The organism is Caballeronia sp. Lep1P3 (assembly GCF_022879595.1).
In the GTDB taxonomy this organism is placed as follows: domain Bacteria; phylum Pseudomonadota; class Gammaproteobacteria; order Burkholderiales; family Burkholderiaceae; genus Caballeronia.
Map to the genome: position 1 here is coordinate 866,228 of NZ_CP084265.1, position 24,056 is coordinate 890,283.

Sequence of the window (24,056 nt, forward strand, 5' to 3'; positions counted from 1 at the left end):
CTCTCCAGGAAGCGCAATTCAGAGTGAAATGCCGGTGATGGCGTGTATTGTGCCCTTGTAACGTTCGACGACCTGCTTCTCGTCGAATTCGCTTGCGACTTTCTCGCGGCCGCGCCGGGCCATCGCCTCGCGTTCTTCGACAGGCAAGCTCAGCATGCGTTCGAGCTGTTGCTCGAGGCTGTCCGCGCTCTTGACCTCGCACAGAAAACCGTTGAGTCCATGCTCGACCACTTCGCGGCAGCCGGGCACGTCGGTCGCGACAATCGGGCGGCCCATTGCGGACGCTTCCATCAGCGTGCGCGGCACGCCTTCGCGATAAGACGGCAGCACGACGCAATCGGCCGCCGCGACGAGCGGGCGAACATCGTTCGCTTCGCCCAGATATTCGACGATATTCTCGCGCTCCCAGTCCTGCACGTCCGTGCGGCTGATCGCGCTCGGATTGTCGACGCCGACCGGTCCGAGCAACTGGAAGCGCGCATGCGGATAGCGCTTGCGCAAACGGCGCGCCGCTTCGACATATTCGGCGACGCCCTTGTCCCACAAAAGACGTCCAATCAGGATGAACACGAAGTCCTCGCGGCGCGGCAAGGGCGCGAGCGCGAAATCGTCGAGATCGACGCCTTCGCCGTGCAGACGTCGCGCGCGGTCGGGATGCGCGAGCAGCTTTTGATCGACGAACGCCTGATGATCGTCGCGATTCAGGAACCACACTTCGCGCGGAAAGCGGAACGCGAAACGATAGAGGCGCTTTGCGATCTGCGCGGTGCGGCTGTGCTGGATGAAGACATAGCCGAGGCCCGTCGTCACGGCGATCGACGGCACGCGCGCGAGCCTCGCAGCGAACGATCCGTAGATATTCGGCTTGATCGTGTAGTGGAAGACCAGATGCGGGCGCGTTGCGCGATATTCGCGGTAGAGCGCCATCAGCGTCTTCATGTCGTCACGCGGATTCGTGCCTTTCGAAGCAATCGGCAATTCGACGCAACGGCAGCCCATTTCGATGAGCGGCTCGAACGTGCGGTCGCGCGGCGCGATGATCGTCACTTGCGCGCCGCGTTCGGTGAGCATGCGCAACACACCGCGCCGGTAGGTATAGATGGCCCATGCCGTGTTGCACACGAGGGCGATGCGTAGGCTCGGCTTGTCGTTGTTCATCCGTTGTTCTTCGATTTTCCGCGCGCTCAGGCGGGCGTCGCAGACTTGAGCAGCTTTGCCTTGAGTCCGCGCAGCGCGCGATAGGGCAACAGCAAATGCGCGAGGCTCTTCGCGACGCCGATCCAGTCGAACATGTTCGCCGCACGGAAGTAACGCAATTGCAGACGCAGCGTTGACAGCGTCTGCGTTCGCCGCTTCGTCGCGCTGATGCCGCTTTCGTTCAGTTCGTAATAGAGCCCGAATTCCGGCAGATTCGCGCCTTCGTAACGCGTCATGAGACGCAGCAGCAGATCGAGGTCTTCGGCTGCGCGATAGTCCGCGCGATAGTTGCCCACTTCGCGCACGGCATCGATTCGCAGCATCAGCGAAGGATGCGCGAAGCACGAACGCGCGAGCATCATGCGGGCGATCGACGCGCATTCTGTCGGCGGCGTGAGATCGAAGAGCGGCGCGCCGTTCGGGGAGACCACATGCGTCCACATGCCGAGCACCGCGACGTTCGGATGCGCGTCGAGATACGCGCGCTGCTTCGCGAGGCGGCCGGGCGTCGCGAGGTCGCCCGCGTCGATGCGCGCCGCGTAGCGCACGCCGCGTTGCGCCAGCGCGTCGATGCCCGCCTGCAATGCGAGCTCGATGCCGCCGTTTTGCGGCAGGCGCAGAACTTCGATGTCGAGGCCATCGATGGCGGGCGCGTGAATCGGCGGCGTGCTGCCGTCATCGACGATCAGCACGCGCACCGGCTCGCTTTCATCGAACGACAGAAGCGTGCGTTCGACATCGGGCTGGCCGTTGAACGCGGGAAGCAACACGGCGACATCGGAAAGTGCGTTCATGCGCGAAGCCGCAGACGAATGTAGTAGAAGTTCACGCACGCCGCCGCGAGATAGCCGCAAGCGAGGCCGATGAGCGCGCCATAGCCGTTCATGCGTGGAATCGCGAACGCGTTCACTGCAAAGGCGACGGCAAGCGCAAGCAGCCATTTGCAAAGCAGCACGTATCTGGCCTGATACTTGAGCACGACGAGATTGCCGATCGCCTCGATGCCCGCGGGCACCGAAAGCCACACGGCCCAGCGGAAGAGGTCCGCCGCGCCCGCATAATTCGGCCCGAACACGCGCGCGATGATGAAGCCCGCGAGCGCATCGAGCACGAGCGCGCCCGCGATCATCAATGCGCCGGTCATCGCGAAGAGACGCAGCACGTTGCGCTTCACGCGCGCCGTTTCCTGCACGCGATACACAAACGCGGGCGCGATGGTTTGCGCAAGCATCAGCGCGAGCGCAATCCAGTTCTCGTTCAACTGCTGCGCGGCGGAATAAAGCCCGAGTTCCGCGAACGACACGCGATGCGCGAGCATCAGCCGGTCGAGCTTCAGGAACAGATACATGCAGATGAGCCCGAGCCAGAACACCGTGCCCGCGCTCGCGAAATGCCTGAAGAGCGCGCGATCGAAGCGCCAGCCGAGCGTGCCGCCATGACGCCGCATGTAATACACGACGAGCGCGCCGCCTATCGCCGCGGCTTCGAGCGCCCATAGCCAGCCGAAGCTCCATGCGCGCGCGCTCGCGCGCACGAGCGCATAGACGAGCGCCGCCTTCGCGATGGCCGTCGTCATGCTCGCGATCAACTGCGGCTTGCTATAGGTCATGCTTTGCAGCCACGCATTGATGACGCCGATGAACGGCTCGCGAAAGAGCATCGTGACCGCGAGCCCGGCGAGCATCGCGCCGACGAGCGGATCGACGCCGCCCGCCGCTATCCATATCCACGTCACGACGAGCGCGATCACCGAGACGCTCATGCGCAGCACGAACGCGCTGCCGAGCACCGCGCCCGTCTGCGCGGGCGGTTTATCGACGATGGTCGGCACGAGAATCTCCGCGCCGCAGACCCACGTGATCGGCGCGATCACGAGCAGCAGCGTGTTCGCGTATTGCCACTTGCCGAAGGCATCGGGACCGAGATAGCGCGCGAGAAGACCCGAAATGACGATGGCCACCGCGATCTGCGTGAGGCGTTCGAGTCCGAGCCAGACGATGTTCGCAAGCGCGCGGGCAACGTCCGGATTGCCCGAGCGCGCGAGGACTTTCATGCGTGGATTCCAGGCATGCACCGTGCTACCGCAGCCTCTTCGCCGGGCGAACGTATGCCAGAGCCGGTGAAGTTTTGTGCGTTTGCGCGCGAAGGCGCCTCATTCGTCGGGGCAGAGGCGAAAGAGCGTATAGGCATTGGATTAGAATGAATGCGCAGGCTTGGGACTGCGGCGCGCAACGTGAAAAGCGCTGAAAGACAGCGATTATAAGTGCGAACCGAAGCCCGGCCTTCGCTACGGATCGTTCTCTCGTTCGCGAGGGTTCGGCACTCATGCGCAGCTTCGTCATGTCACGACTGGCAGTCGTTCGCGCGCATGTCGGCAGGCTCGGGCGCGCCCGAAAACGCCATCGCCTTGCCAACATGCGCGCCCTCATGGCTGCATCGCCGAGAATTCATCAATCAAATACAGAAGAGGTAGCCATCTCATGAGCCAAGTATCCCAATCCATTTTCAAGGCTTACGACATTCGCGGCATCGTCGGCAAGACGGTCGACAAGGATGTCGCGAAGAGCATCGGCCGCGCGTTCGGCAGCGAAATCCGCAAGCAGGGCGGCGATTCGGTCGTCGTCGCGCGCGATGGCCGCCTGTCCGGTCCGGAACTCGTGGGAGCGCTCGCGGACGGCCTGCGCGAAGCGGGCGTCGATGTCGTCGATGTCGGCATGGTGCCGACGCCCGTCGGCTATTTCGCGGCGAGCGTGCCGCTGCCTTTGCCTTCGGGCGAACGCCGCGTGGATTCGTGCATCGTCGTGACGGGCAGCCACAATCCGCCGGATTACAACGGCTTCAAGATGGTGCTGCGCGGCGCGGCCATCTACGGCGAGCAGATTCAGGGCCTGTATCAGCGCATCGTCAATAGCGACTTTTCGTCGGGAGAAGGCAGCTACACCGAGTTCGACGTGTCGCAGATGTATCTCGACCGCATCGTGTCCGATGTGAAGCCGGTGCGCGGCATGAAGATCGTCGTCGATACTGGCAATGGCGTCGCGGGCGATCTCGCGCCGCGTCTTTTCAAGGCGCTCGGCTGCGAACTCGTCGAACTGTTCACGGACATCGACGGCAATTTCCCGAATCATCACCCGGACCCGGCGCATCCGGAAAACCTGCAGGACGTTATCAAGGCGCTCAAGGAAACGGACGCCGAAGTCGGCTTCGCATTCGATGGCGACGGCGACCGTCTCGGCGTCGTGACGAAGGACGGGCAGGTGATTTTCCCGGACCGTCAGCTGATGCTCTTCGCGCAGGAAGTGCTGTCGCGCAACAAGGGCGGCCAGATCATCTATGACGTGAAGTGCACGCGCAATCTCGCGAAGTGGGTGCGCGATCAGGGCGGCGAGCCGGTCATGTGGAAGACGGGGCATTCGCTCGTGAAGGCGAAGCTGCGCGAGACGGGCGCGCCGCTCGCGGGCGAAATGAGTGGTCACGTGTTCTTCAAGGACCGCTGGTACGGTTTCGACGATGGCCTTTACACCGGCGCGCGCATGCTGGAAATCCTTTCGCGCGTGGACGATCCGAGCAAGCTGCTCAACGATCTGCCGAATTCGCTTTCCACGCCGGAACTGCAGCTCAAACTGGAAGAGGGCGAGAACTTCGAACTGATTTCCCGTTTGCAGAAATCGGCGAAGTTCGAAGGCGCGGACGACGTGCTGACCATCGACGGTTTGCGCGTCGAATATCCGGACGGGTTCGGTCTTGCGCGTTCGTCGAATACGACGCCGGTGGTGGTGATGCGCTTCGAAGCGGACAGCGAAGAAGCGTTGAAGCGCATTCAGGAAGATTTCCGCCGCGTGATCCTGGCGGAGAAGGCGGACGCTAAGCTGCCGTTCTGAGCGCGATGATGTGAGAGGGCGGCGCGGCCGGAAGGCCGCGCCGTTTTTTTGTTCGTTACTCGGGATAGAACTGCGGCGAAAGGATTTGATCAGCTGACCACGGCAATTCTTCGGGGAATACGTCGAGCCCGGTTTCTTCTGCCGCTTTCGACACGGCATCGGCCCATGTGCTCACGAGCCAGTCGGGATCGCGCAATGAACCGTTCAGGCTCGGCGTTTTTTGCAGCGCGACCGACAAGGCACGGCGCTGTTCCCGGATCGTGCGCTGCCAGCTCGAGCCGCGGCGCCCGGGCTGATACTGCCATTTGAGCAGATGCGCCAGCAGCACGGACATACGGCTGGATAGCTCTCTTTGCTCACTCTTGCCCACGTCCTCGATTTCCTCTGCGATATGTTCGACATCGATGGCCGAGAACTTACCCGCGCGCAGCAGCGCCGCCTGTTCGCGCGCCCATGCCACGACGTCCTGTTCGTAACGCGTTCCCATCGCGTACTCCTTTATTGATCGGATATCCGGTTCGGCTCGCCCGGTCATCGTATGTTACCGACTTTTTTCGTCGCGAAAGCCTTGAGCCAAGGCTAACGCCGCCCCGCCCGCGCTAAAATCCCCGCTTCCCCGTTCTCTCTTCATCGCGCGAGCCGCGCCTCTCCCCACAGCGTGCAAAAGATCCTGATCGTCCGCGTGTCGTCGCTTGGCGACGTCGTTCACAACATGCCGGCCATCGCCGACATTCGCCGCCGTTATCCCGATGCGCAAATCGACTGGCTCGTCGAAGAGAGTTTCGCAAGTCTCGTCGAACTGGTCGATGGCGTGCGCCGCGCGATTCCGTTTTCGCTCAGGCGCTGGCGCAAGGGTTTCGCATCGGCGGCGAACTGGCGCGAGATCGGCAAGTTCCGGCGCGAACTCGCGGCCGAGAAATACGATCTCGTGATCGACTGCCAGGGGCTCATCAAGACCGCGTGGGTCGCGAGCTGGGCGCGCGGGCCGCTCGTCGGGCTCGCGAATCGCACGGACGGCGCGGGCTTCGAATGGCCCGTGCGCTTCTTCTACGACCGGCGCGTGCCGATCGAGCCGCGCACGCACGTCGTCGAGCGCACGCGCCAGCTCGTCGCCGCCGCGCTCGATCTGCCGCGCCCGCAGACCACCGACGACATCGACTTCGGCATCGACACGCGCCGCGCCACGCTCGCCATTTCCGCGCTCGGGCTGAACCTGCCGGTGCCGTATGTCGTGTTCGTGCACGCCACGTCCCGCGCGGACAAGCAATGGCCCGAAGCCGCGTGGATCGAACTCGGGCAGGCGCTCGTCACGCGCGGCGCATCCATCGTGCTGCCGTGGGGCAACGACGCGGAACGCGCGACGAGCGAGAAGCTCGCGAAGGAATTCGGCGCGGCGGCCATCGTGCCGCCCAAGCTCTCGCTGCCCGCCGTGGTCGGCCTGATCGACGGCGCGGCCGCAACCGTCGGCGTCGATACGGGTCTCGTTCATATTGCCGCAGCGCTGAAGCGTCCGACCGTCGAGTTGTACAATTTCTCGACCGCATGGCGCACTGGCGGCTATTGGTCGCCGAACGTTATCAACTTAGGCGACGCGAGCCGGCATCCGACGCTCTCCGAAGTAAAGGCCGCGCTCGCGGGCTTCGGCCTGCTCTGACGCCCGGAGCCCGTAGCGCCGTGCGAGCCAACTCAAGTTCGAAGGCACATGACGGAATCTCAAATCATCGAAGTCGCATCGTGCGACTGGCAGGGCAGGCACTTGTCCGTGCCGCGCGAGGCGCTTCTTGCCGGCGTGGAAGACGGCAAGGTTCTCTATTTCCACAATCTGCGTTTTGCGATCGAAGGCGGCGAACAGGCGCTGCTCGACCCGAAAATCGCGGACCCGAAGCGCAAGAACATCAGCCTCGCGCCCAACGGCGGCGCGCTCAACGGCGTGCTCGGCGACAACGTGATGCACTCGGCGGTGCGCTCGCTCATCGCGCGATACCAGGCGAATGCGCGCTCGCTCGTCGATGGCCTCTTTCCCGAATACGACGGCAAGCTGCGCGTCGCGCCCACGAGCCTGCGGCTGCATCAGGTCGAAACGCGCGAAAGCTCCTGGCGCAAGGACGATAGCCGCCTGCACGTCGATGCCTTTCCGTCGCGCCCGAACTACGGCGAGCGCATCCTGCGCGTATTCACGAACATCAACCCGAACGGCGCACCGCGCGTCTGGCGCGTGGGCGAGCCGTTCGAGGACATGGCGCGGCGCTTTCTGCCCGCCATCAAGCCGCAGGCGCCCGGATCGGCGTGGCTCATGAACCTGCTGCACATCACGAAGACCAAGCGCAGCGAGTACGACCACCTGATGCTGCATCTGCACGACGCGATGAAGGCCGACCTCGATTATCAGAAGTCCTCGCCGCAGGAGACCATGCCGTTTCCGCCCGGCTGCGTGTGGATCTGCTTCTCGGATCAGGCGTCGCACGCGGTCATGTCCGGCCAGTACATGATGGAGCAGACGTTCTTTCTGCCCGTCAAGGCGATGGCGCGGCCCGATCGCGCGCCGCTCGGCATTCTCGAGCGGCTCAAGGGCCGGGCGCTCGTTTGAGCGGCCCGGCATCCGCGCCGGCTGCGCCGTTCTCGGCGGTGGTGCTGAGGGCGATCTATCGCGCGATGTGGTGGCTCGTCGCGCCGCTCGCCGTCGTGCGGCTTCTGATTCGCTCGCGCCGCGAGCGCGGCTATCGCGAACATATCGCGGAGCGTTTCGGACGCGGCCCCGCGCGCCGCGCCGACGATCTCGCGCCGCTCATCTGGGTGCACGCGGTGTCGGTTGGGGAGACGCGCGCGGCGCAGCCGCTCATCGAAGCGCTGATGAAGGCGCATCCCGAAGCGCGCGTGCTCATCACGCACATGACGCCGAGCGGCCGCGCGACGGGCGTCGAACTTTTCGGCGATCGCGTGATGCGCAGCTATCTGCCGTATGACTCGCCGCATCTCGTGCGGCGCTTTCTGCGTGCGTGGCGGCCGTCGCTCGGCATCGTCATGGAAACGGAAGTCTGGCCGACGCTCATCGACGAATGCAAGCGCGCCGAGGTGCCGCTCGTGCTGACGAATGCGCGCATGTCCGAGCGATCGTATCGGCGGGCGGCGCGTTTCGGGCGCGCGGTGCGCGAAGTGTTCGGCGGATTTTCGCGCGTGCTCGCGCAGACGCCCTCGGATGCCGAACGCCTGAGCGCGCTCGGCGCGCGCAATGTCGCGGTGCTCGGCAATCTCAAGTTCGACATGACCGCGCCGCCCGAACTCGTGGCGCGCGGACAGGCGTGGCGCGCGGCCATCGGCGAGCGGCCGGTGTGGGTCGCGGCGAGCACGCGCGAAGGCGAGGAGACGCTGGTGCTGCGCGCGTTCGCCGCGCTGAACGTGCCGAATGCGCTGCTGATTCTCGTGCCGCGCCATCCCCAACGCTTCGACGAAGTGTCGGCGTTGATCGCCGCCGCCGGGATGACGCACGCGCGCCGTTCCGTGTGGGCGCCGAAGCCCGTCGCGGCGGGATCGGGCGCGGACGTGCCGCCGCCGTTGCCATCGGGCGTGCAGGTTTTGCTCGGCGATTCGATGGGCGAACTCGGCGCGTATTACGCGGCGGCGGATCTCGCGTTCATCGGCGGAAGTCTGTTGCCGCTCGGCGGGCAGAATCTGATCGAAGCGTGCGCGGCGGGCGTTCCCGTGCTGATCGGGCCGCACACGTTCAACTTCACGCAGGCGACGAACGATGCCATCGCGGCGGGCGCCGCATTGCGCGTCGATGGACCGCAGGGGCTCGCGCAGGGCTTGCGCGATCTCTTCAACGACCGCGCGCGCCGTATCGCGATGAGCGCGGCAGCGGCGGCGTTCGCGGCGCGGCATCGCGGCGCGACGCAAAGGACGGTGGCGGTTCTAGGTGTAATGTTGGAAGAGGGCGAAGCGGCGAAGTGAGCGCGTAGGCACGTCGCCTCGAACGATGGCCGGATCGATCCGATTGCGCGGAGGACAATCATGCCGAGCGAATGGAAGCGCCGCGCAACTCTGTTCGTTCAGCGTTTCTGGCAGCCGGCTTCCGCGTGCATGACATGCATGCCGGGCAGCCTGAGCCAGCTGACGAATCTCGGGCACTGGACCATCGCGCTTCGAACCGGTCTCTTCACCGGGCTTCTGGCTGTGCTCGTGACCTTCACTCCGGCGCGCAGGCTCTACACGAATCGATACGGCAATGCGCTGATCGTCGGCGTGCTGACGGCGCTCGGCGACGCCTATTCGCACGCGAGCCATTACCGCATTCCTTGGGTCGAGCATGTGCTGACGGGCGTGGTTTCGGGTGTTCTCGCGCTGATCGCTTCTTACTTGTTCGAAGACCGCGCCATGCGCATACGGAAGCTGCTGGGCCGCCTTTTCGCGTCCCGCCGCCGTTGACGGCAGTGGAACGACGCTTGCGGAAAACCCGATGGATCGATCGTCCGCGCGATGCGCGGGCCAAGCGAACGGCCGGTCGCAAAACAGGGCCGGCCCGCCCGATCGATTCCCAGCATGTTCACGCGAGGCATCGTTACAACGTTCAGCAGACGAAGAGGACTCAGCATGAAAACAGCACCGCCCACCAATCAAACCGAACAGGACGTCAAGGCCGAGGCGCAATCGGGCAAGCCCGCGACGACGAGCAGCGACAAGCCCGGCGGCGGCCAGCATGCGGCGAATCACACGAAGGCCGGCAAGGATCACGGCGCCGGCGGCGGCGCGAAACGCCGGCATGGCCCGCGTTAGGCGCTCTGGTTGACGAGGAGTGCGGCCCACCGGCGACGCGAGACGCCGGTTGGCCGCGCTCGGATCACGCAGTCAGCAAGCCCTGTTTTTCGATGAAAGCGATCACGCTGTCGAGGCCGTCGAGCGCTTTCAGATTGCACATGACGAACGGACGTTCGCCGCGCATCTTTTTCGCATCGCTTGCCATTACGTCGAGATTCGCGCCGACGTAAGGCGCCAGGTCCGTCTTGTTGATGACGAGCAGATCCGACTTCGTGATGCCCGGCCCGCCCTTGCGCGGAATCTTCTCGCCGCCCGCGACATCGATCACGTAGATCGTGAGATCGGACAGCTCCGGGCTGAACGTCGCCGCGAGATTGTCCCCGCCCGATTCGATGAAAACGACATCCACGTCCGGAAAGCGCGACACCATCCGATCGACCGCTTCGAGATTGATCGACGCGTCTTCGCGTATCGCCGTATGCGGGCATCCGCCCGTTTCGACGCCCATGATGCGCTCGGGCGGCAGCGCGCCCGCCACGGTCAGAAGCCGCTGGTCTTCCTTCGTATAGATGTCGTTGGTGATGGCGACGAGGTCGTATTTGTCGCGCATCGCCTTGCAGAGCATTTCGAGCAGCGTCGTCTTGCCGGAGCCGACGGGCCCGCCCACGCCCACGCGCAGCGGCGGAAGTTTCTTGGTTCGGCGAAGAGCGGCGGAATAGGCGGGAGCGTTCATGCGATACCGGTTCGGATGCGAAAGCGAGGTTAGGAACGAAAGAGCCGCGAATACTGCGACTCGTGCCGCGCCGACAAAATGCCGAGCTGCGGCGCGAACGTAGTGATCTCATCGGCCGATGTGGCGAGCGCGCGCGCGACCGCTTCGCCGATCGGACCGCGCAACGCGACGATGATGCGCTGCCCCGCGAGCTGTCCGAGCGGCACGGCTTTGAGCGCGGCGGCCGTCTGATTCTCGACCCAGCTGAACGCATACGCGGCGAGCGCCGCATCGGGCGCGGCATCGTGCGCGTGCGCGGCGAATGCGAACGCTGTCGGTTGCGCGATGGGTTTCATCGCGGCGAGCGTTGCGCGGTGCGCTGCATCGCCCCATTCGAGCGATGCGCATAACTGGGCGAGCGACCATCCCATCTGCTCGGTCTCGCGCCGCAATTCGGACGACTCGCGGCTCGCGAGATAGTCGTCGTTGGCTGAGCGTAGCGCGGCTTCGTCATGCGCTTGCCAGCGTTGCATCTGATGCGCGATGAACGGCAGCTCCGCGCGCGCGAGAACGTTCGCGAGGCCGTTCGCGATCCACTCGCGCGTGCTGTCGGCATCAACGATAAAGCCGTGTTCGATGGCCGCTTCCAGCCCTTGCGAATAGCTGAACGCGCCGATAGGCAGCGCCGGCGACGCGAGATGCAAAAGCGCCGTCAGTTCAGTCGTGAGCATGACCGTGATGGTGGTCGTGTCCGCAGTGCGCGTGGTCGTGATCGTGGTGCGCCTCATGCTCGCGATAGAGCTTCTGCGCGAGCGCATAGTCTTCGCTAAAGCTCTCGTCGTGACCGTGCTTGTGGCCGCCGCCATACGCGCCCGTTTCCGGCGCAAACGGCTGCGATTCGCGCGTGACCGTCGCGCCGATACGCCTGAGCATGTCTTCCAGCACGGCGTCGGCTTCGAGCTTCAGATGATCCGCGTGAACTTCGACAGGCGTGTGCCGGTTGCCGAGATGGTAAGCGGCGCGCATCAGCGTGAGCGGATTCACCGCGCGCACGACGAGCACGTCCTGCGGCGCCGCGACCACGCGCACGAAGCCGCCGTCATCGGCGACGAGCATGTCGCCATCGGCGAGCACCGTGCCGCGCGGCATGACCAGCGCGACGTCCTCGCCGTTATCGAGCGTGGCGGCGAAGCGGCTCTTGCAGCGCGCATCGAAGGCGAGGGTCAGTGTGGGCGCGCGCTTGACGAGCACGGGCGCGAGTCGGGCGGTAAGGCGTTTGTCGAGGGTGCGCATAAGGCTTCAGAACAGGAAATAGCGTTGCGCCATCGGCAGAACGGTGGCGGGATCGCAGGTAAGAAGCTGGCCATCTGCGATCACCTGATACGTCTGCGGATCGACGCTGATGGACGGCTGCCATGCATTGTGGATCATGTCGGCCTTCGTCACGTTGCGGCAGTTCTTCACCGCGACGACGTGTTTCGCGAGGCCATAACGATCCGTTATACGTGACTCCAGCGCGAGTTGCGACACGAACGTGAGCGATGTCTTGCCGAGCGCGCCGCCGCGCGTGGCGAACATCTCGCGGTAATGCACCGGCTGCGGCGTAGGTATCGATGCGTTCGGATCGCCCATCTGCGCGAGCGCGATCATGCCGCCTTTCACGATCATCGCGGGCTTCACGCCGAAGAACGCAGGCTCCCAGAAGACGAGATCGGCCCACTTGCCCGGCTCGATGGATCCCACTTCATGCGCGATGCCATGCGTGATCGCCGGGTTGATCGTGTACTTCGCGACATAGCGTTTCACGCGGAAGTTGTCGTTGCGCGCAGTGTCTTCCGGCAGCGCGCCGCGTTGCAGCTTCATCTTGTGCGCGGTCTGCCAGGTGCGGATGATGACTTCGCCGACGCGCCCCATCGCCTGCGAATCGGACGAGAGCATGGAGAGCGCGCCGAGATCGTGCAGGATGTCTTCGGCTGCAATCGTCTCGCGCCGGATGCGCGATTCCGCGAACGCGATGTCTTCCGCAATCGACGGATCGAGGTGATGGCACACCATCAGCATGTCGAGATGCTCGTCGAGCGTGTTGACGGTGTAAGGGCGCGTGGGATTGGTCGAAGAGGGCAGCACGTTAGGTTCGCCGCAGACCTTGATGATGTCCGGCGCATGACCGCCGCCCGCGCCCTCCGTGTGATACGTGTGGATCGTGCGGCCCTTGAACGCGGCGACCGTCGTTTCGACGAAGCCCGCTTCGTTGAGCGTGTCCGTGTGAATGGCGACCTGCGTGTCCGTGTCGTCGGCAACCGAAAGACAGTTGTCGATGGCAGCGGGCGTCGTGCCCCAGTCCTCGTGCAGCTTGAGGCCGATCGCGCCCGCCTTCACCTGCTCGATGAGCGGCGCGGGCAGGCTCGCGTTGCCCTTGCCGAGAAAGCCGAGATTGACCGGCCAGCCATCGGCGGCCTGCAGCATGCGCTCCATGTGCCACGGTCCGGGCGTGCATGTGGTCGCGTTCGTGCCGGTGGCGGGGCCGGTGCCGCCGCCGAGCATCGTCGTGACGCCGCTTGCGAGTGCTTCGTCGATCTGCTGCGGGCTGATGAAGTGGATATGCGTATCGATACCGCCCGCGGTCACGATCATGCCTTCGCCCGCGATGACCTCCGTGGCCGCGCCGATCGCGATGTTCACGTTCGGCTGGATGTCGGGATTGCCCGCCTTGCCGATAGCGAAGATGCGCCCGCTCTTGATGCCGATGTCGGCCTTCACGATGCCCCAGTGATCGACGATCAGCGCGTTGGTGACGACGGTATCGACCACGTCGGCGGCGATGCGCTGCGACTGGCCCATGCCGTCGCGAATCACCTTGCCGCCGCCGAACTTCACTTCCTCGCCATACGTGGTGAAGTCGCGCTCGACCTCGACGATGAGATCGGTATCGGCGAGGCGCACGCGGTCGCCGGTGGTCGGGCCGAACATTTCGGCATAGGCGCGGCGGCCGATGCGTAGCGTCATGTCAATGCGTCCTTCGAAGAACGTGGAATGATCAGAGCGGACCCATCACGAGTCCATTGAAGCCATATACGCGGCGATCGCCCGCGAGCGCGACGAGCTCGACGGTGCGTTCCTGCCCCGGCTCGAAGCGCACGGCGGTTCCCGCCGCGATGTTCAGACGAAATCCGCGCGCCTTCTCGCGCTCGAATTGCAGCGCCGCGTTGACTTCGTAGAAGTGAAAGTGCGAGCCGACCTGCACGGGCCGGTCGCCGCTGTTCGCGACGACGACCGTCACGGTTTCACGGCCCGCGTTGAGTTCGTGCTCGCCATCGTCGATCAGATATTCGCCGGGGATCATCGCGCGTCTCTAGGCAATGGGATGATGAACGGTCACGAGCTTCGTGCCGTCGGGAAAAGTGGCTTCGATCTGTATGTCGGGGATCATCTCGGGCACGCCTTCCATGACGTCGTCGCGCGTGAGTAGCGTGGTGCCGTAATGCATGACTTCGGCGACGGTCTTGCCGTCGCGCGCGGCTTCCATCAACGCTGCCGAAATGAAGGCGACCGCTTCCGGATGATTGAGCTTGAGACCGCGTGCGCGGCGACGTTCGGCAAGGAGCGCGGCCGTGAAAATGAGCAGCTTGTCCTTCTCGCGAGGCGTGAGTTTCATGAAGTCGTTGTCTCGTGCGGGAGCTTCGTCATGCTAGCACCTGCGATTTAGTTTCGACCGCCTCTTGGCGGGATTTACGTATTCCAGAGCCTGAGCGGTTGCGCGGCGACACCGTGCACGAGCGGGCGCAGATGCATCCAGCATTCGGTGAGCGCGCGTTGCAGCGGCTCCATCGAACGGCTCACCGCCCGCACGATCATGACGCCAGGCGTCACGCACGATGCCGCCGCGCGTATCTCGTCGTTGAACGGCAAGCGCGCGGTGAGCACTTCGGCGAGTGCGTCGTCGCATGCGGGACCGATCGCCCATAACGTGCCGTATGCAGGAAATCCCGCGAGGCCCTGCAACGCATCGCGCAAGGGATCGCGCGCATCGAGCACGCTGCGCTCGAACCACAGCGCGCGCCCATCGCGATGCGCAATGCGCGACACCGCGCGTAGATGGCCCTGCGTCCAGCGCTCGCCGGCAGCGGCGCGTCCGAGCAGCATCGCATCCCAGCCGATGGCGGTCGCGCTTTCATCGAGCGTGAGCGCGAACTCCAGTTCCACATTCGACGATTCGAACACGATGTTGTTTTGCGGAAGCCAGTCGAGCTTCGCATGCGGCCCGACATCGATTGCGATGCGCTGCCTCGCGAGCTTGCCGTTGGCCTTGTACCACTTCGTTGCGCCCGGCGTCGTGATGACGGCATGCGTGCTTTCATCGAGCTTGACGTCGATGGACAAGCGATCGCCGCCCGCGACGCCGCCTGGCGGATGCACGATCACCGCATGGCAGATATCGCCTTCGGGATAGAGCGGCCGCTGCATGCGCAACGGCCCTTCATGCCTGCGATGAACGCACGCCGTGCGGTCATGCCGGTGCGCAAAGCCGAGTTCGAGCGTGCCGCGCCAGATGCCGGGATCGGCGAGCGCCGCATGAGATTCATGATGCATGGAGCGAAGCCGTCGAAGAGCGATGCATCATCATACGGCGATCAGCTCGCGCACTCCATGCGCATCCATGTCCGATCCGTCGCCGCCCGCGACGATCTCGCCGCGGCTCATCACCCAGTAGCGGTCCGCGAGTTCGCGTGCGAAGTCGTAATACTGCTCGACGAGCAGCACGGTCATGCCCATTTCATCGACGAGCTGACGCAGCGTGCGGCCGATGTCGCGAATGATCGAAGGCTGAATGCCTTCGGTCGGTTCATCGAGTATCAGCAGTTGCGGCTCGCTCATCAACGCGCGGCCAATCGCGAGTTGCTGCTGCTGGCCGCCGGACAGGTCGCCGCCGCGCCGATGCTTCATGTCGCGCAGCACCGGAAAAAGCTCGTAGATGCGCTCCGGAATCTTCGCGGGTGCCTTGCGGCTCGCCGCGCCGACCAGAAGATTTTCTTCGACTGTCAGACGCCCGAAGATGTCGCGGCCCTGCGGAACATACGCGAGGCCGCTTGCGACGCGCGCATGCGTCGGCATCGACGAAATCTTCTCGCCGCGCCACGCGATGCTGCCGCTCTTCGTCGGCACCACGCCCATGAGACAGCGCAACAACGTGGTCTTGCCCACGCCGTTGCGCCCGAGCAGCACGGTGAGCTTGCCATCGGGAACGGTCATCTTCACATTGCGAAGAATGTGGCTGCCGCCGTAATACTGATTCAGGTTGTCGACTTCGAGCATTTACCGCCCCAGATAAGACTCGATGACCGCTTCGTCGCGCTTCACGCTATCGAGCGTGCCTTCGGCGAGCACGCTGCCTTCGGCCATCACCGTCACCTTGCCGGTGTCGCCCGCGAGCGCCGCGACGAACTCCATGTCGTGCTCGACGACCATCATCGAACACGATCCGCGCAGCGCGTTGAGCAACTCGGCGAGCTGCATCGTCTCGTGATCGGTCATGCCGGCCGCGGGTTCGTCGAGCAGCAGAAGCGCAGGCTGCTGCATCAGCAACATGCCTATTTCGAGGCGCTGCTTCTGCCCATGCGAAAGCTCGCCGGCAAGCCGCGTCGCATGATGCTGAAGCGAAATGAGTTCGAGCGTCTCTTCGATGCGCGCCTGCGCCGCACGGTCGAGCCGCGCGCGCAACGAAGCGAACCATCGCTTGTCGGCCTTCATCGCGAGTTCCAGGTTTTCCCACACCGGATGATTCTCGAACACCGTCGGCTTCTGGAACTTGCGTCCAATCCCGGTGCGCGCGATGACAGGCTCCGACATGCGCGTGAGATCGAGCGTTTGCCCGAGAAAGACCTTGCCGTTATCGGGCCGCGTCTTGCCGGTGATGACGTCCATCATCGTGGTCTTGCCCGCGCCGTTGGGACCGATCACGCAGCGCAACTCGCCCGCGTCGATGGACAATGTGAGCTTGTTCAGCGCACGGAAGCCGTCGAAGCTCACGGTCACGTCTTCGAGATAAAGGATCGTTCCGTGCGATACGTCTATCTCGCCCGGCGCGAGCACATGCCCGAGACCGGAGACGACGTTGATATTCTTGTGGGCCGTGGCGCTCGTATCGGGCGCTTGCGGGATAGGCGGGAGATCGACGATCAGTGCGTGATGAGCGGTCATTCTGCGGCGTCTCCTGCCGCATGCCTGCGGCGGGCGAGTTCGACGAGGCCCATGATTCCATTCGGCAAGAGCAAGGGCACGAGCGTGAAAATGAGGCCGAGAAAGAAGAGCCAATACTCCGCGAAATAGGCCGTGAAAAAGCTCTTTGCGCCGTTCACGGCGAATGCGCCGATGATCGGTCCGACGAGCGTGCCGCGCCCGCCCACCGCGACCCAGATGGCCATTTCGATCGAGTTGGCCGGCGACATCTCGCCCGGATTGATGATGCCGACCTGCGGCACGTACAACGCCCCCGCGATACCGCACAGCACGGCCGACAGCGTCCAGATGAAGAGCTTGTATGCGAGCGGGCTATAGCCGAGGAACATGAGGCGCGCTTCGCCGTCGCGCACGCCGGTCACGACGCGTCCGAGCTTCGATGTGACGATCCAGCGCGCCGCGAGAAACGCGAGCACGAGCACCGCGAACGTGATCAGAAAGAGGACCGTGCGCGTGCCCGCATGCGTGATCGGAAAGCCCGCGATGCGCTTGAAATCGGTGAAGCCGTTGTTGCCGCCGAAACCCGTTTCGTTGCGATAGAAGAGGAGCATCGCGGCGAAGGTCATCGCCTGCGTGATGATAGACAGATACACGCCCTTCACGCGCGAGCGGAACGTGAAGAAGCCGAACACCCACGCGAGCACGCCCGGCACGAGCACGACGAGCAAGAGCGCATACCAGAGATGCTCGGTGCCTTGCCAGTACCACGGCAGCCGATGCCAGTCGAGAAACACCATGAAGTCGGGCAGATCGCTTTGATACGTGCCTTCGCGTCCGATGGATCGCATGAGATACATGCCCATCGCATAGCCGCCGAGCGCGAAGAAAAGCGCATGCCCGAGGCTCAGGATGCCGCAATAGCCCCACACGAGATCGAGCGCGAGCGCGCCTATGGCATAGCACATGAGCTTGCCGACGAGGGTCATCGCATAGGCGGACAAATGCAACGCGCTGGTTTGAGGCAGCACGAGCGCCGACACGGGCACGGCAACGCCCATCGCGACGATGAGCGCGACGAGCGCGATCCAGCCGTTGCGAGGCAGCAGCGCCGCGCGCGGCGGCAAGCCGAGCGCGAAGCCTGCGCGCGTGGCGCTTTCATCGGGTTGCGGCGCGACGTCGAGATTGGAGGCGAGGTTGGTCGTCGCGGTCATGATTCAGGCCTCCGCGCTGCGGCCCTTGAGGGCGAACATGCCCTGCGGACGCTTCTGGATGAACAGGACGATCAGGACGAGCACCGCGATCTTCGCGAGCACCGCGCCCCAGAACGGTTCGATGGCCTTGTTGACGAGACCCAGCCCGAAGCCGCCGATCACCGTGCCCGCCAGTTGACCGACGCCGCCGAGCACGACTGCCATGAACGAATCGATGATGTAGCTCTGTCCGAGATCGGGACCGACGTTGCCTATCTGCGAGAGCGCGCATCCGCCGAGTCCCGCGATGCCCGCGCCGAAGGCGAACGCGTATGAATCGACGCGTGCGGTCTTCACGCCGACGCACGCGGCCATGCGGCGGTTCTGCGTCACCGCGCGCACGAAGAGGCCGAGGCGCGTGCGCGTGAGCACGCCCCATGCGATCAGCACGACGGCAAGCGAGAACGCGAGTATCGCGAGGCGGTTATAAGGGAGGATCAGGTTCTGCATGACGGCGACGCCGCCGCTCATCCAGGAAGGGTTGACCACTTGCACGTTCTGCGCGCCGAAAAGAGTGCGCGTCGCCTGAATGAGGATCAGGCTGATGCCGAACGTGGTGAGCAGCGTCTCGAGCGGGCGTCCATAAAGATGCTTCAAAACGAGCCTTTCCAGCACGATACCCACTGCCGCGGCCGCGATGAACGATGCCGGCACCGCGAGTAGCGGATACCAGTTGAACGCGGCGGGCGCGTAATGCTGCACGAGGTTCTGGACGACATACGTTGCATACGCGCCGATCATCAGGAACTCGCCGTGCGCCATGTTGATGACGCCGATCAGTCCATACGTGATCGCAAGGCCGAGCGCGGCGAGCAGCAACACGCTGCCGAGCGAAAGACCCGCGAACACCGTTCCGGCTATTTCGCTGCGGCGCTGAATGGAATCCAGTTCCACGATGCCCGCTTGCGCCGCGTTGCGCACGCGTTCGTCGGGTTCGTTGAAGCTGCCGTCGCTTTTCTTAGCGACGATGGGGCGCAGCAACTCGTACATGTCGAGATCGCGGCGTGCCGCGACGAGTTGCGCCGCTTCGAGGCGCTTCGTCACATCGGGGTCGTGCAGCGCGGTCATCGCCCATAAGGTGTCGAGGCGCTTCCTGAGTTCGGCGTCGGTTTCGGCGGCGCGGGCGCGGTCGATCATCGGCTTCATCGATGCATCCGGGTTCTTCAGCAGCGCGGCTACGGCTTCGCGGCGCTTCGCGATATCGGGCGATGCGAGTTGCAGACCCGAAATCGCGCCGGCCACTTTCGCGCGCAAGAGGTTGTTCAGCGCGATCGCTTGTGCGTCGGGCGCATCGGCGATCTTGCCGGTGATCGGGTCCTTGTTGCCGTCGTCCGTCTGCATGAGGACGCGGCCACTGTCCATCGCGACGAGCGAGCCGTCCGCGAGCGCGCCGAGCACGGCGATGGAGGATGCGTCGGTGTTCCCGATGAGTCTGTCGATGGCGGCGGACTTCGCTTCGAAGTCGTCGCCGGCGAGCGGCGCGAGATCGTCGGCGGTCAACGCGTGCGCAGCACATGACGCAAGCGCGATGAATACCGCGAGCACAACGCGCAGAAAAGGGGAGGCAAGCGAGCCGGTCATGGTGGCCTTTCTGGTGAGACGGAAGCGGCCGCGTGCGTCGTTCGATTCGACGCTCGCGGCCCTTGTTTCAAGCCATCAGTGCATCGATGCCTCAGGCGATACGCACGCGCGCGCGGCGCAGAAACGACGGAATGGACGTGACGATATCGGGCTTGCCCTGATTGCCCGCGATATACGGGCTCCACGGCTGCGCGCGAACGGCGGTCTTCGTTTTCCACACGACGTTGAACTGACCGTCGCCGCGAATTTCGCCGATCATGACGGGCTTGTGCAGATGATGATTGCCGTCCATCGTGAGCGTGAAGCCCGAAGGCGCGGCGAAACTCTGTCCGACCATCGCGGCGCGCACCTGATCGACCTCGATGCTCTTCGCCTTCTCGGCGGCCTGCTTCCACATGTGAATGCCGACGAAGGTCGCTTCCATCGGATCGTTCGTCACGCGCTTGTCGCCGCCGGGCAGGTTTTGCGTCTTGACCCAGTCGGCGAATTGCGTTTCGAACTTCCTGTTCGCGGGATTCTTGACCGACATGAAGTAGTTCCATGCGGCGAGATGGCCGACGAGCGGCTTCGTATCGATGCCGCGCAACTCTTCTTCGCCGACAGAGAACGCGACGACGGGCACATCCGTCGCCTTGAGGCCCTGATTGCCGAGTTCCTTGTAGAAGGGAACGTTCGAGTCGCCGTTGATGGTCGATACGACGGTGGTCTTTCCGCCTTGCGCGAAGGTCTTGATGTTCGCGACGATGGTTTGATAGTCGCTATGTCCGAACGGTGTGTAGACCTCCTAAATATCGGCGTCCTTGACGCCTTTCGAATGGAGGAAGGCGCGCAGGATCTTGTTGGTCGTGCGCGGGTACACGTAGTCGGTGCCGAGCAGGAAGAAGCGTTTCGCGCTGCCGCCTTCCGGTCCCATCAGATATTCGACGGCGGGAATGGCTTGCTGATTCGGCGCCGCGCCCGTATAGAAGACGTTGCGCGACATCTCTTCGCCTTCGTACTGAACGGGATAGAAGAGCAGGCCGTTCAGTTCCTCGAAGACGGGCAGCACGGATTTGCGCGAGACGGATGTCCAGCAGCCGAACACGCAGGCGACCTTGTCCTGCGTGAGCAGCTGACGCGCTTTCTCGGCGAAGAGCGGCCAGTTGGAAGCCGGATCGACGACGACGGGCTGAAGCTGGCGGCCCATGACGCCGCCGTTCTTGTTGATATCGGCGATGGTCATGAGCGCGGTGTCCTTGAGCGATGTCTCGGAGATCGCCATGGTGCCGGACAGCGAATGAAGGATGCCGACCTTGATCGGACCGGAATCGGCGGCTTGCGCCTTCGAAATGGGAAGCTGCCCCGCGAGGGCGAGCGCGCCGGACATGGAGCCGAGTTTCAGCAGACTGCGTCGTTTCATTTGGTGTGTTCCCCTTGCCGATGTGTTTGTTTCTGCTTGCTGCTTGCCGCAGGTGAGCTTTTGGTTTTGTCTTCGTTGCCTACCGGCGGTTGCTTGGTTTGCAAGGGCTATGCCAATTGGTGTTTTGCTAGCGCTGATATGGGTTTGCGGGGTTTTGTCTTCGCTTCGACGCTTTATTGGATCGCGTTCTTGCGGAGGGTTTGGTGCACGATGGACTCGGTTTGCATCGTTGCGGTGCGAGCTTGTCTCTTATTGCGCTTTCTCTCTTCTTGTCGCGGGCTGCTTATTTTCGTGTCGGTCTATTAGCGTTGCCCCTCCCCGGGGCGGGGGTTACTTTCTTTGCTGCTGCAAAGAAAGTAACCAAAGAAAGCAGCTTTCTAGCCCAAAGCATTGAATGTGTGAGTAGCTCCCGGACGAGCATTGGCACTCGGTCAATAAACAGCCTTGAATGACCTTCCACGCCCACTGAGCGCCACGTCCTCCGAGCCCCTTGGCTCGTCAACACCGAGGTGTTCGCAAGCGTATGCGCGCTTGCTTAGCGCCGGTGTCTAAGTAGCAAAGCGAACTGCCGGTGCATGCAAGAGCCAATGCGGTTCGCTCTAACTAGGACCGAACCGCAGGCGTGAACGCAAAACAGGGATGTGGTTTTGACGAGCCAAGGGGCTCGCAGGACGTGGCGCTCAGCGAGCGCGGAAGATCATTCAAGGCTCTCTATTAACCGAGTGCCAATGCTCTCTCCGGGAGTTGCTCACGCCCTTTGATGCTGCGGGCTGAGAAGCTGCTTTCTTTGGTTACTTTCTTTGCAGCAGCAAAGAAAGTGACCCCCGCCCCGGGGAGGGGGGACCTATCCGTAATTCCGTGGGCGAGGCATATCATGAGAGGTAAAAGTCATGGATATGCCGATGAAGAAGAAACGCACCGTCGCGTCTCAGGCAGCGGCCCGCGGGCCGCTGCCTGAGTTGCCTGAAGCGCTGCTTGATGAGCTGGTGAAGGGTCCGATGACGCCCGGTGAGGTCCAGGACCTGATGCTGGCGTTCAACAAGGCGCTCATCGAACGCGCGATGGGCGCGGAAATGAGCATGCATCTGGGCTACCGGCCCGGCCAGCCCAAGCCTGCCGAGCAGACCAATGAACGCAACGGCGCCAGCGGCAAGACCGTCATCACCGAGCGCGGCGCGGTGCGGGTCGATCTGCCGCGCGACCGTGAAGGCAGCTTCGAGCCGATCCTGATTCCCAGGCACGAGCGCCGTTTCGCGGGCTTTGACGAGCGCATCATCGCCATGTACGCACGCGGCATGAGCGTGCGCGAGATTCAGGCATTTCTGGCCGAAAGCTATGGCACCGAGGTCTCACCCGATTTCATCAGTTCGGTCACCGATGAGGTGATGGCTGAAACGCTGGCCTGGCAAAGCCGTCCACTCGAGGCGATGTACCCGGTGGTGTTCTTCGACGCGCTGCGCGTGAAGATCCGTGGCGACGGCGTGGTGAGCAACAAGGCGGTGTATCTGGCGCTGGGCATTCAGGCCGACGGCCAGCGCGACGTGCTCGGCCTGTGGATCGAGCAGACCGAAGGCGCGAAGTTCTGGCTGAAGGTGTTCAATGAACTGAAGACCAGGGGCTGCCAGGACATCCTGATCGCGGTCGTCGACGGCCTGAAGGGGCTGGCCGAGGCGATCGGCACAGCGTACCCGCGCACGGCCGTGCAGACCTGCATCGTGCACCTGATCCGCAACAGCCTGGAATACGCCAGCTACAAGGACCGTAAAAGCGTCGCCGCCGCGTTGCGTCCGATCTATGGGGCGGCCAGCGAACAGGCCGCGCAGCAGGCGCTGGAGGCCTTTGCCGAAGGGCCATGGGGCGCGAAGTATCCGACCATCGTGCAGTCATGGCGACGGGCATGGGAGAACGTCACACCGTTCTTTGTGTTTCCCCCGGCGATACGCCGGGTGGTGTACACCACCAATGCCATTGAGAGTCTGAACATGCAACTGCGCAAGATCATCAGGACGCGCGGCCACTTCCCCAACGACGAGGCCGCCATCAAGCTGCTTTGGCTGGCATTGCGCAATGTGCTGGCGAAGTCGGTACGGGCGGCATTTGACTGGTCCTCCGCCATGAACCAGTTCGCTATTCTGTTTGGAGAGCGTTTTACCAACGCACGCGGGTAACTCCGCTAACCGCCTCGCCCACAAAAACGCGGATAGGTTCGGGAGGGGCAGCCAAATAGACCGACACGAGAATAAGAAACTGACTGCCGCCCCGCACAGGGGCAACACAAACAGACCGATCCGAAATCAAACTACCCGCAAAACGAGAGCAAGAAAAAGCCCTCAAACACACCGCCCCCCATCGACCTCGAGCGCAACCCCAGTAATAAACTTAGCATCATCAGAAGCAAGATAAAGCGCCGCAAGAGCCACATCCTGCGGCGTGGAAAACCGCCCAAGAGGAATAGTCGCGAGAAACTTCTGGCGGTTAGCGGGCGTATCGTCGACGCCCATGAATTCGGAAAGAAGAGCAGTCTCGCCCATCACCGGATTGATGCAGTTCACGCGGATGCGCTCCGGCCCAAGTTCCACCGCCAGTGCCTTGCTCGCGACGATGACCGCAGCCTTGCTGCCGTTGTACCAGACAAGCCCCGGACGCGGCCGCACGCCCGCCGTCGATGCAATGTTGATGAACGCGCCGCCGCCTCGCTCGCGAAAATAAGGCACGAACTGCGCGACGCTCCAGTAAATGCTCTTCACATTCACCGCATACACGCGATCGAACTCCGCTTCCGTCACGTCCAGCACAGGCTTGTTGCGATGCGTCGTGCCCGCGTTGTTGACCACGACCTGCACGCTGCCGAAGTCCTGAATCGCGGCATCGAAGAGCGTCTGCCAGTCCTCGCGCTTCGTGACGTCGCCCGTCACCGCGATCGCGCGGCCATGCGTGGCCATCCCCGATGAATCCAGCGCGATCTCGCTCGCCACGCGCTCGGCGGCCGGGCCGTTCAGATCGTTGACGACGACATTCGCCCCTTCGCGCGCGAACGTCTTCGCAATGCCTTCGCCGAAACCCGAGCCCGCGCCCGTCACGATCACCGTCTTGCCTTGCAGTCGCAT

The 24,056-nt window shown here is 63.7% G+C and carries 23 protein-coding genes and 1 pseudogene; 7 read left to right on the forward strand and 17 right to left on the reverse strand.

What is annotated here, in order from left to right; genetic code table 11:
• Positions 1-18: 18 nt before the first annotated feature.
• The 3 genes from LDZ27_RS04020 to LDZ27_RS04030 are packed head-to-tail and all read right to left on the reverse strand — an operon-like array spanning position 19 to position 3,250.
• Positions 19-1,158 (reverse strand): glycosyltransferase family 4 protein, encoded by a 1,140-nt coding sequence (locus LDZ27_RS04020; protein WP_244815437.1) that lies wholly within the window; start codon positions 1,156-1,158, stop codon positions 19-21.
• A 26-nt stretch (positions 1,159-1,184) separates the two neighbouring features.
• Positions 1,185-1,991, reverse strand: a complete 807-nt coding sequence (locus LDZ27_RS04025) for a glycosyltransferase (protein ID WP_244815438.1) — start codon at positions 1,989-1,991, stop codon at positions 1,185-1,187.
• Positions 1,988-3,250: an oligosaccharide flippase family protein gene (locus LDZ27_RS04030; protein WP_244815439.1), complete on the reverse strand. Its 1,263-nt coding sequence runs from the start codon at positions 3,248-3,250 to the stop codon at positions 1,988-1,990. Before LDZ27_RS04030 ends, LDZ27_RS04025 begins: the two co-directional genes overlap by 4 nt.
• A gap of 427 nt (positions 3,251-3,677) precedes the next feature.
• Here LDZ27_RS04030 and LDZ27_RS04035 point away from each other — a divergent pair, with 427 nt between their 5' ends.
• Positions 3,678-5,078, forward strand: a complete 1,401-nt coding sequence (locus tag LDZ27_RS04035; protein WP_244815440.1) for a phosphomannomutase/phosphoglucomutase — start codon at positions 3,678-3,680, stop codon at positions 5,076-5,078.
• A gap of 55 nt (positions 5,079-5,133) precedes the next feature.
• Here the strand turns inward: LDZ27_RS04035 and LDZ27_RS04040 are convergent, their stop codons facing one another.
• On the reverse strand, positions 5,134-5,565 hold the full coding sequence (locus tag LDZ27_RS04040; protein ID WP_244816032.1) for a DUF29 domain-containing protein: 432 nt from the start codon (positions 5,563-5,565) through the stop codon (positions 5,134-5,136).
• Between the two features lie 225 nt (positions 5,566-5,790).
• On the opposite strand from LDZ27_RS04040, the gene waaC reads away from it, so the two are divergent.
• The 5 genes from waaC (at position 5,791) to LDZ27_RS04065 (ending at position 9,848) form a co-directional block, all read left to right on the forward strand.
• Positions 5,791-6,732: a lipopolysaccharide heptosyltransferase I gene (gene waaC, locus LDZ27_RS04045; RefSeq protein WP_370653389.1), complete on the forward strand. Its 942-nt coding sequence runs from the start codon at positions 5,791-5,793 to the stop codon at positions 6,730-6,732.
• A gap of 48 nt (positions 6,733-6,780) precedes the next feature.
• A complete protein-coding gene (locus LDZ27_RS04050) occupies positions 6,781-7,665 on the forward strand; it encodes a Kdo hydroxylase family protein (RefSeq protein WP_244815442.1) in 885 nt (294 codons plus the stop codon).
• 41 nt (positions 7,666-7,706) lie between these two features.
• The gene (waaA, locus tag LDZ27_RS04055) at positions 7,707-9,026 is read left to right on the forward strand and encodes a lipid IV(A) 3-deoxy-D-manno-octulosonic acid transferase (RefSeq protein ID WP_244816033.1); all 1,320 of its coding nucleotides are present in this window, start codon (positions 7,707-7,709) and stop codon (positions 9,024-9,026) included.
• 60 nt (positions 9,027-9,086) lie between these two features.
• Complete coding sequence (locus LDZ27_RS04060) at positions 9,087-9,500, forward strand: hypothetical protein (protein ID WP_244815443.1); 414 nt, start codon at positions 9,087-9,089, stop codon at positions 9,498-9,500.
• Positions 9,501-9,665: 165 nt separating this feature from the next.
• Entirely contained in the window at positions 9,666-9,848 is a 183-nt protein-coding gene (locus LDZ27_RS04065; protein WP_244815444.1) for a hypothetical protein, read from the forward strand.
• A gap of 64 nt (positions 9,849-9,912) precedes the next feature.
• Here the strand turns inward: LDZ27_RS04065 and ureG are convergent, their stop codons facing one another.
• The 12 genes and pseudogenes from ureG to urtA form a co-directional block, all read right to left on the reverse strand.
• The gene (gene ureG, locus LDZ27_RS04070) at positions 9,913-10,563 is read right to left on the reverse strand and encodes an urease accessory protein UreG (protein WP_244815445.1); all 651 of its coding nucleotides are present in this window, start codon (positions 10,561-10,563) and stop codon (positions 9,913-9,915) included.
• A gap of 29 nt (positions 10,564-10,592) precedes the next feature.
• Positions 10,593-11,273, reverse strand: a complete 681-nt coding sequence (locus tag LDZ27_RS04075; RefSeq protein WP_244816034.1) for an urease accessory protein UreF — start codon at positions 11,271-11,273, stop codon at positions 10,593-10,595.
• The gene (gene ureE, locus LDZ27_RS04080) at positions 11,260-11,835 is read right to left on the reverse strand and encodes an urease accessory protein UreE (RefSeq protein WP_244815446.1); all 576 of its coding nucleotides are present in this window, start codon (positions 11,833-11,835) and stop codon (positions 11,260-11,262) included. Before ureE ends, LDZ27_RS04075 begins: the two co-directional genes overlap by 14 nt.
• Positions 11,836-11,841: 6 nt before the next feature.
• Positions 11,842-13,548: an urease subunit alpha gene (gene ureC / locus LDZ27_RS04085; protein WP_244815447.1), complete on the reverse strand. Its 1,707-nt coding sequence runs from the start codon at positions 13,546-13,548 to the stop codon at positions 11,842-11,844.
• Positions 13,549-13,579: 31 nt separating this feature from the next.
• Positions 13,580-13,885, reverse strand: coding sequence for an urease subunit beta (locus tag LDZ27_RS04090; RefSeq protein WP_244815448.1), 306 nt, complete (start codon positions 13,883-13,885; stop codon positions 13,580-13,582).
• Between the two features lie 9 nt (positions 13,886-13,894).
• Positions 13,895-14,197, reverse strand: a complete 303-nt coding sequence (locus LDZ27_RS04095) for an urease subunit gamma (protein WP_244815449.1) — start codon at positions 14,195-14,197, stop codon at positions 13,895-13,897.
• 74 nt (positions 14,198-14,271) lie between these two features.
• Positions 14,272-15,132 (reverse strand): urease accessory protein UreD, encoded by an 861-nt coding sequence (locus LDZ27_RS04100; RefSeq protein ID WP_244815450.1) that lies wholly within the window; start codon positions 15,130-15,132, stop codon positions 14,272-14,274.
• A 30-nt stretch (positions 15,133-15,162) separates the two neighbouring features.
• The gene (gene urtE, locus LDZ27_RS04105) at positions 15,163-15,855 is read right to left on the reverse strand and encodes an urea ABC transporter ATP-binding subunit UrtE (RefSeq protein ID WP_244815451.1); all 693 of its coding nucleotides are present in this window, start codon (positions 15,853-15,855) and stop codon (positions 15,163-15,165) included.
• On the reverse strand, positions 15,856-16,740 hold the full coding sequence (urtD, locus tag LDZ27_RS04110; protein WP_244815452.1) for an urea ABC transporter ATP-binding protein UrtD: 885 nt from the start codon (positions 16,738-16,740) through the stop codon (positions 15,856-15,858).
• Positions 16,737-17,930: an urea ABC transporter permease subunit UrtC gene (gene urtC / locus LDZ27_RS04115; RefSeq protein ID WP_244815453.1), complete on the reverse strand. Its 1,194-nt coding sequence runs from the start codon at positions 17,928-17,930 to the stop codon at positions 16,737-16,739. The genes urtD and urtC overlap by 4 nt, the downstream gene beginning before the upstream one ends.
• 3 nt (positions 17,931-17,933) lie before the next feature.
• A complete protein-coding gene (urtB, locus tag LDZ27_RS04120; RefSeq protein WP_244815454.1) occupies positions 17,934-19,550 on the reverse strand; it encodes an urea ABC transporter permease subunit UrtB in 1,617 nt (538 codons plus the stop codon).
• Between the two features lie 91 nt (positions 19,551-19,641).
• Positions 19,642-20,949 (reverse strand): annotated as a pseudogene (gene urtA, locus LDZ27_RS04125) (urea ABC transporter substrate-binding protein).
• Between the two features lie 896 nt (positions 20,950-21,845).
• Between urtA and LDZ27_RS04130 the strand changes: the two are divergent.
• On the forward strand, positions 21,846-23,117 hold the full coding sequence (locus LDZ27_RS04130; protein ID WP_370653380.1) for an IS256 family transposase: 1,272 nt from the start codon (positions 21,846-21,848) through the stop codon (positions 23,115-23,117).
• Positions 23,118-23,279: 162 nt separating this feature from the next.
• Here the strand turns inward: LDZ27_RS04130 and LDZ27_RS04135 are convergent, their stop codons facing one another.
• A complete protein-coding gene (locus LDZ27_RS04135) occupies positions 23,280-24,056 on the reverse strand; it encodes an SDR family oxidoreductase (RefSeq protein WP_244815455.1) in 777 nt (258 codons plus the stop codon).

Coding starts and splice junctions, on each gene's coding strand:
- LDZ27_RS04020 (WP_244815437.1), bottom strand. CDS start 1,158: ATGAACAACGACAAGCCGAGCCTACGCATCGCCCTCGTGTGCAACACG.
- LDZ27_RS04025 (WP_244815438.1), bottom strand. CDS start 1,991: ATGAACGCACTTTCCGATGTCGCCGTGTTGCTTCCCGCGTTCAACGGC.
- LDZ27_RS04030 (WP_244815439.1), bottom strand. CDS start 3,250: ATGAAAGTCCTCGCGCGCTCGGGCAATCCGGACGTTGCCCGCGCGCTT.
- LDZ27_RS04035 (WP_244815440.1), top strand. CDS start 3,678: ATGAGCCAAGTATCCCAATCCATTTTCAAGGCTTACGACATTCGCGGC.
- LDZ27_RS04040 (WP_244816032.1), bottom strand. CDS start 5,565: ATGGGAACGCGTTACGAACAGGACGTCGTGGCATGGGCGCGCGAACAG.
- waaC (WP_370653389.1), top strand. CDS start 5,791: ATGCCGGCCATCGCCGACATTCGCCGCCGTTATCCCGATGCGCAAATC.
- LDZ27_RS04050 (WP_244815442.1), top strand. CDS start 6,781: ATGACGGAATCTCAAATCATCGAAGTCGCATCGTGCGACTGGCAGGGC.
- LDZ27_RS04060 (WP_244815443.1), top strand. CDS start 9,087: ATGCCGAGCGAATGGAAGCGCCGCGCAACTCTGTTCGTTCAGCGTTTC.
- LDZ27_RS04065 (WP_244815444.1), top strand. CDS start 9,666: ATGAAAACAGCACCGCCCACCAATCAAACCGAACAGGACGTCAAGGCC.
- ureG (WP_244815445.1), bottom strand. CDS start 10,563: ATGAACGCTCCCGCCTATTCCGCCGCTCTTCGCCGAACCAAGAAACTT.
- LDZ27_RS04075 (WP_244816034.1), bottom strand. CDS start 11,273: ATGCTCACGACTGAACTGACGGCGCTTTTGCATCTCGCGTCGCCGGCG.
- ureE (WP_244815446.1), bottom strand. CDS start 11,835: ATGCGCACCCTCGACAAACGCCTTACCGCCCGACTCGCGCCCGTGCTC.
- ureC (WP_244815447.1), bottom strand. CDS start 13,548: ATGACGCTACGCATCGGCCGCCGCGCCTATGCCGAAATGTTCGGCCCG.
- LDZ27_RS04090 (WP_244815448.1), bottom strand. CDS start 13,885: ATGATCCCCGGCGAATATCTGATCGACGATGGCGAGCACGAACTCAAC.
- LDZ27_RS04095 (WP_244815449.1), bottom strand. CDS start 14,197: ATGAAACTCACGCCTCGCGAGAAGGACAAGCTGCTCATTTTCACGGCC.
- LDZ27_RS04100 (WP_244815450.1), bottom strand. CDS start 15,132: ATGCATCATGAATCTCATGCGGCGCTCGCCGATCCCGGCATCTGGCGC.
- urtE (WP_244815451.1), bottom strand. CDS start 15,855: ATGCTCGAAGTCGACAACCTGAATCAGTATTACGGCGGCAGCCACATT.
- urtD (WP_244815452.1), bottom strand. CDS start 16,740: ATGACCGCTCATCACGCACTGATCGTCGATCTCCCGCCTATCCCGCAA.
- urtC (WP_244815453.1), bottom strand. CDS start 17,930: ATGACCGCGACGACCAACCTCGCCTCCAATCTCGACGTCGCGCCGCAA.
- urtB (WP_244815454.1), bottom strand. CDS start 19,550: ATGACCGGCTCGCTTGCCTCCCCTTTTCTGCGCGTTGTGCTCGCGGTA.
- LDZ27_RS04130 (WP_370653380.1), top strand. CDS start 21,846: ATGCCGATGAAGAAGAAACGCACCGTCGCGTCTCAGGCAGCGGCCCGC.
- LDZ27_RS04135 (WP_244815455.1), bottom strand. CDS start 24,056: ATGCGACTGCAAGGCAAGACGGTGATCGTGACGGGCGCGGGCTCGGGT.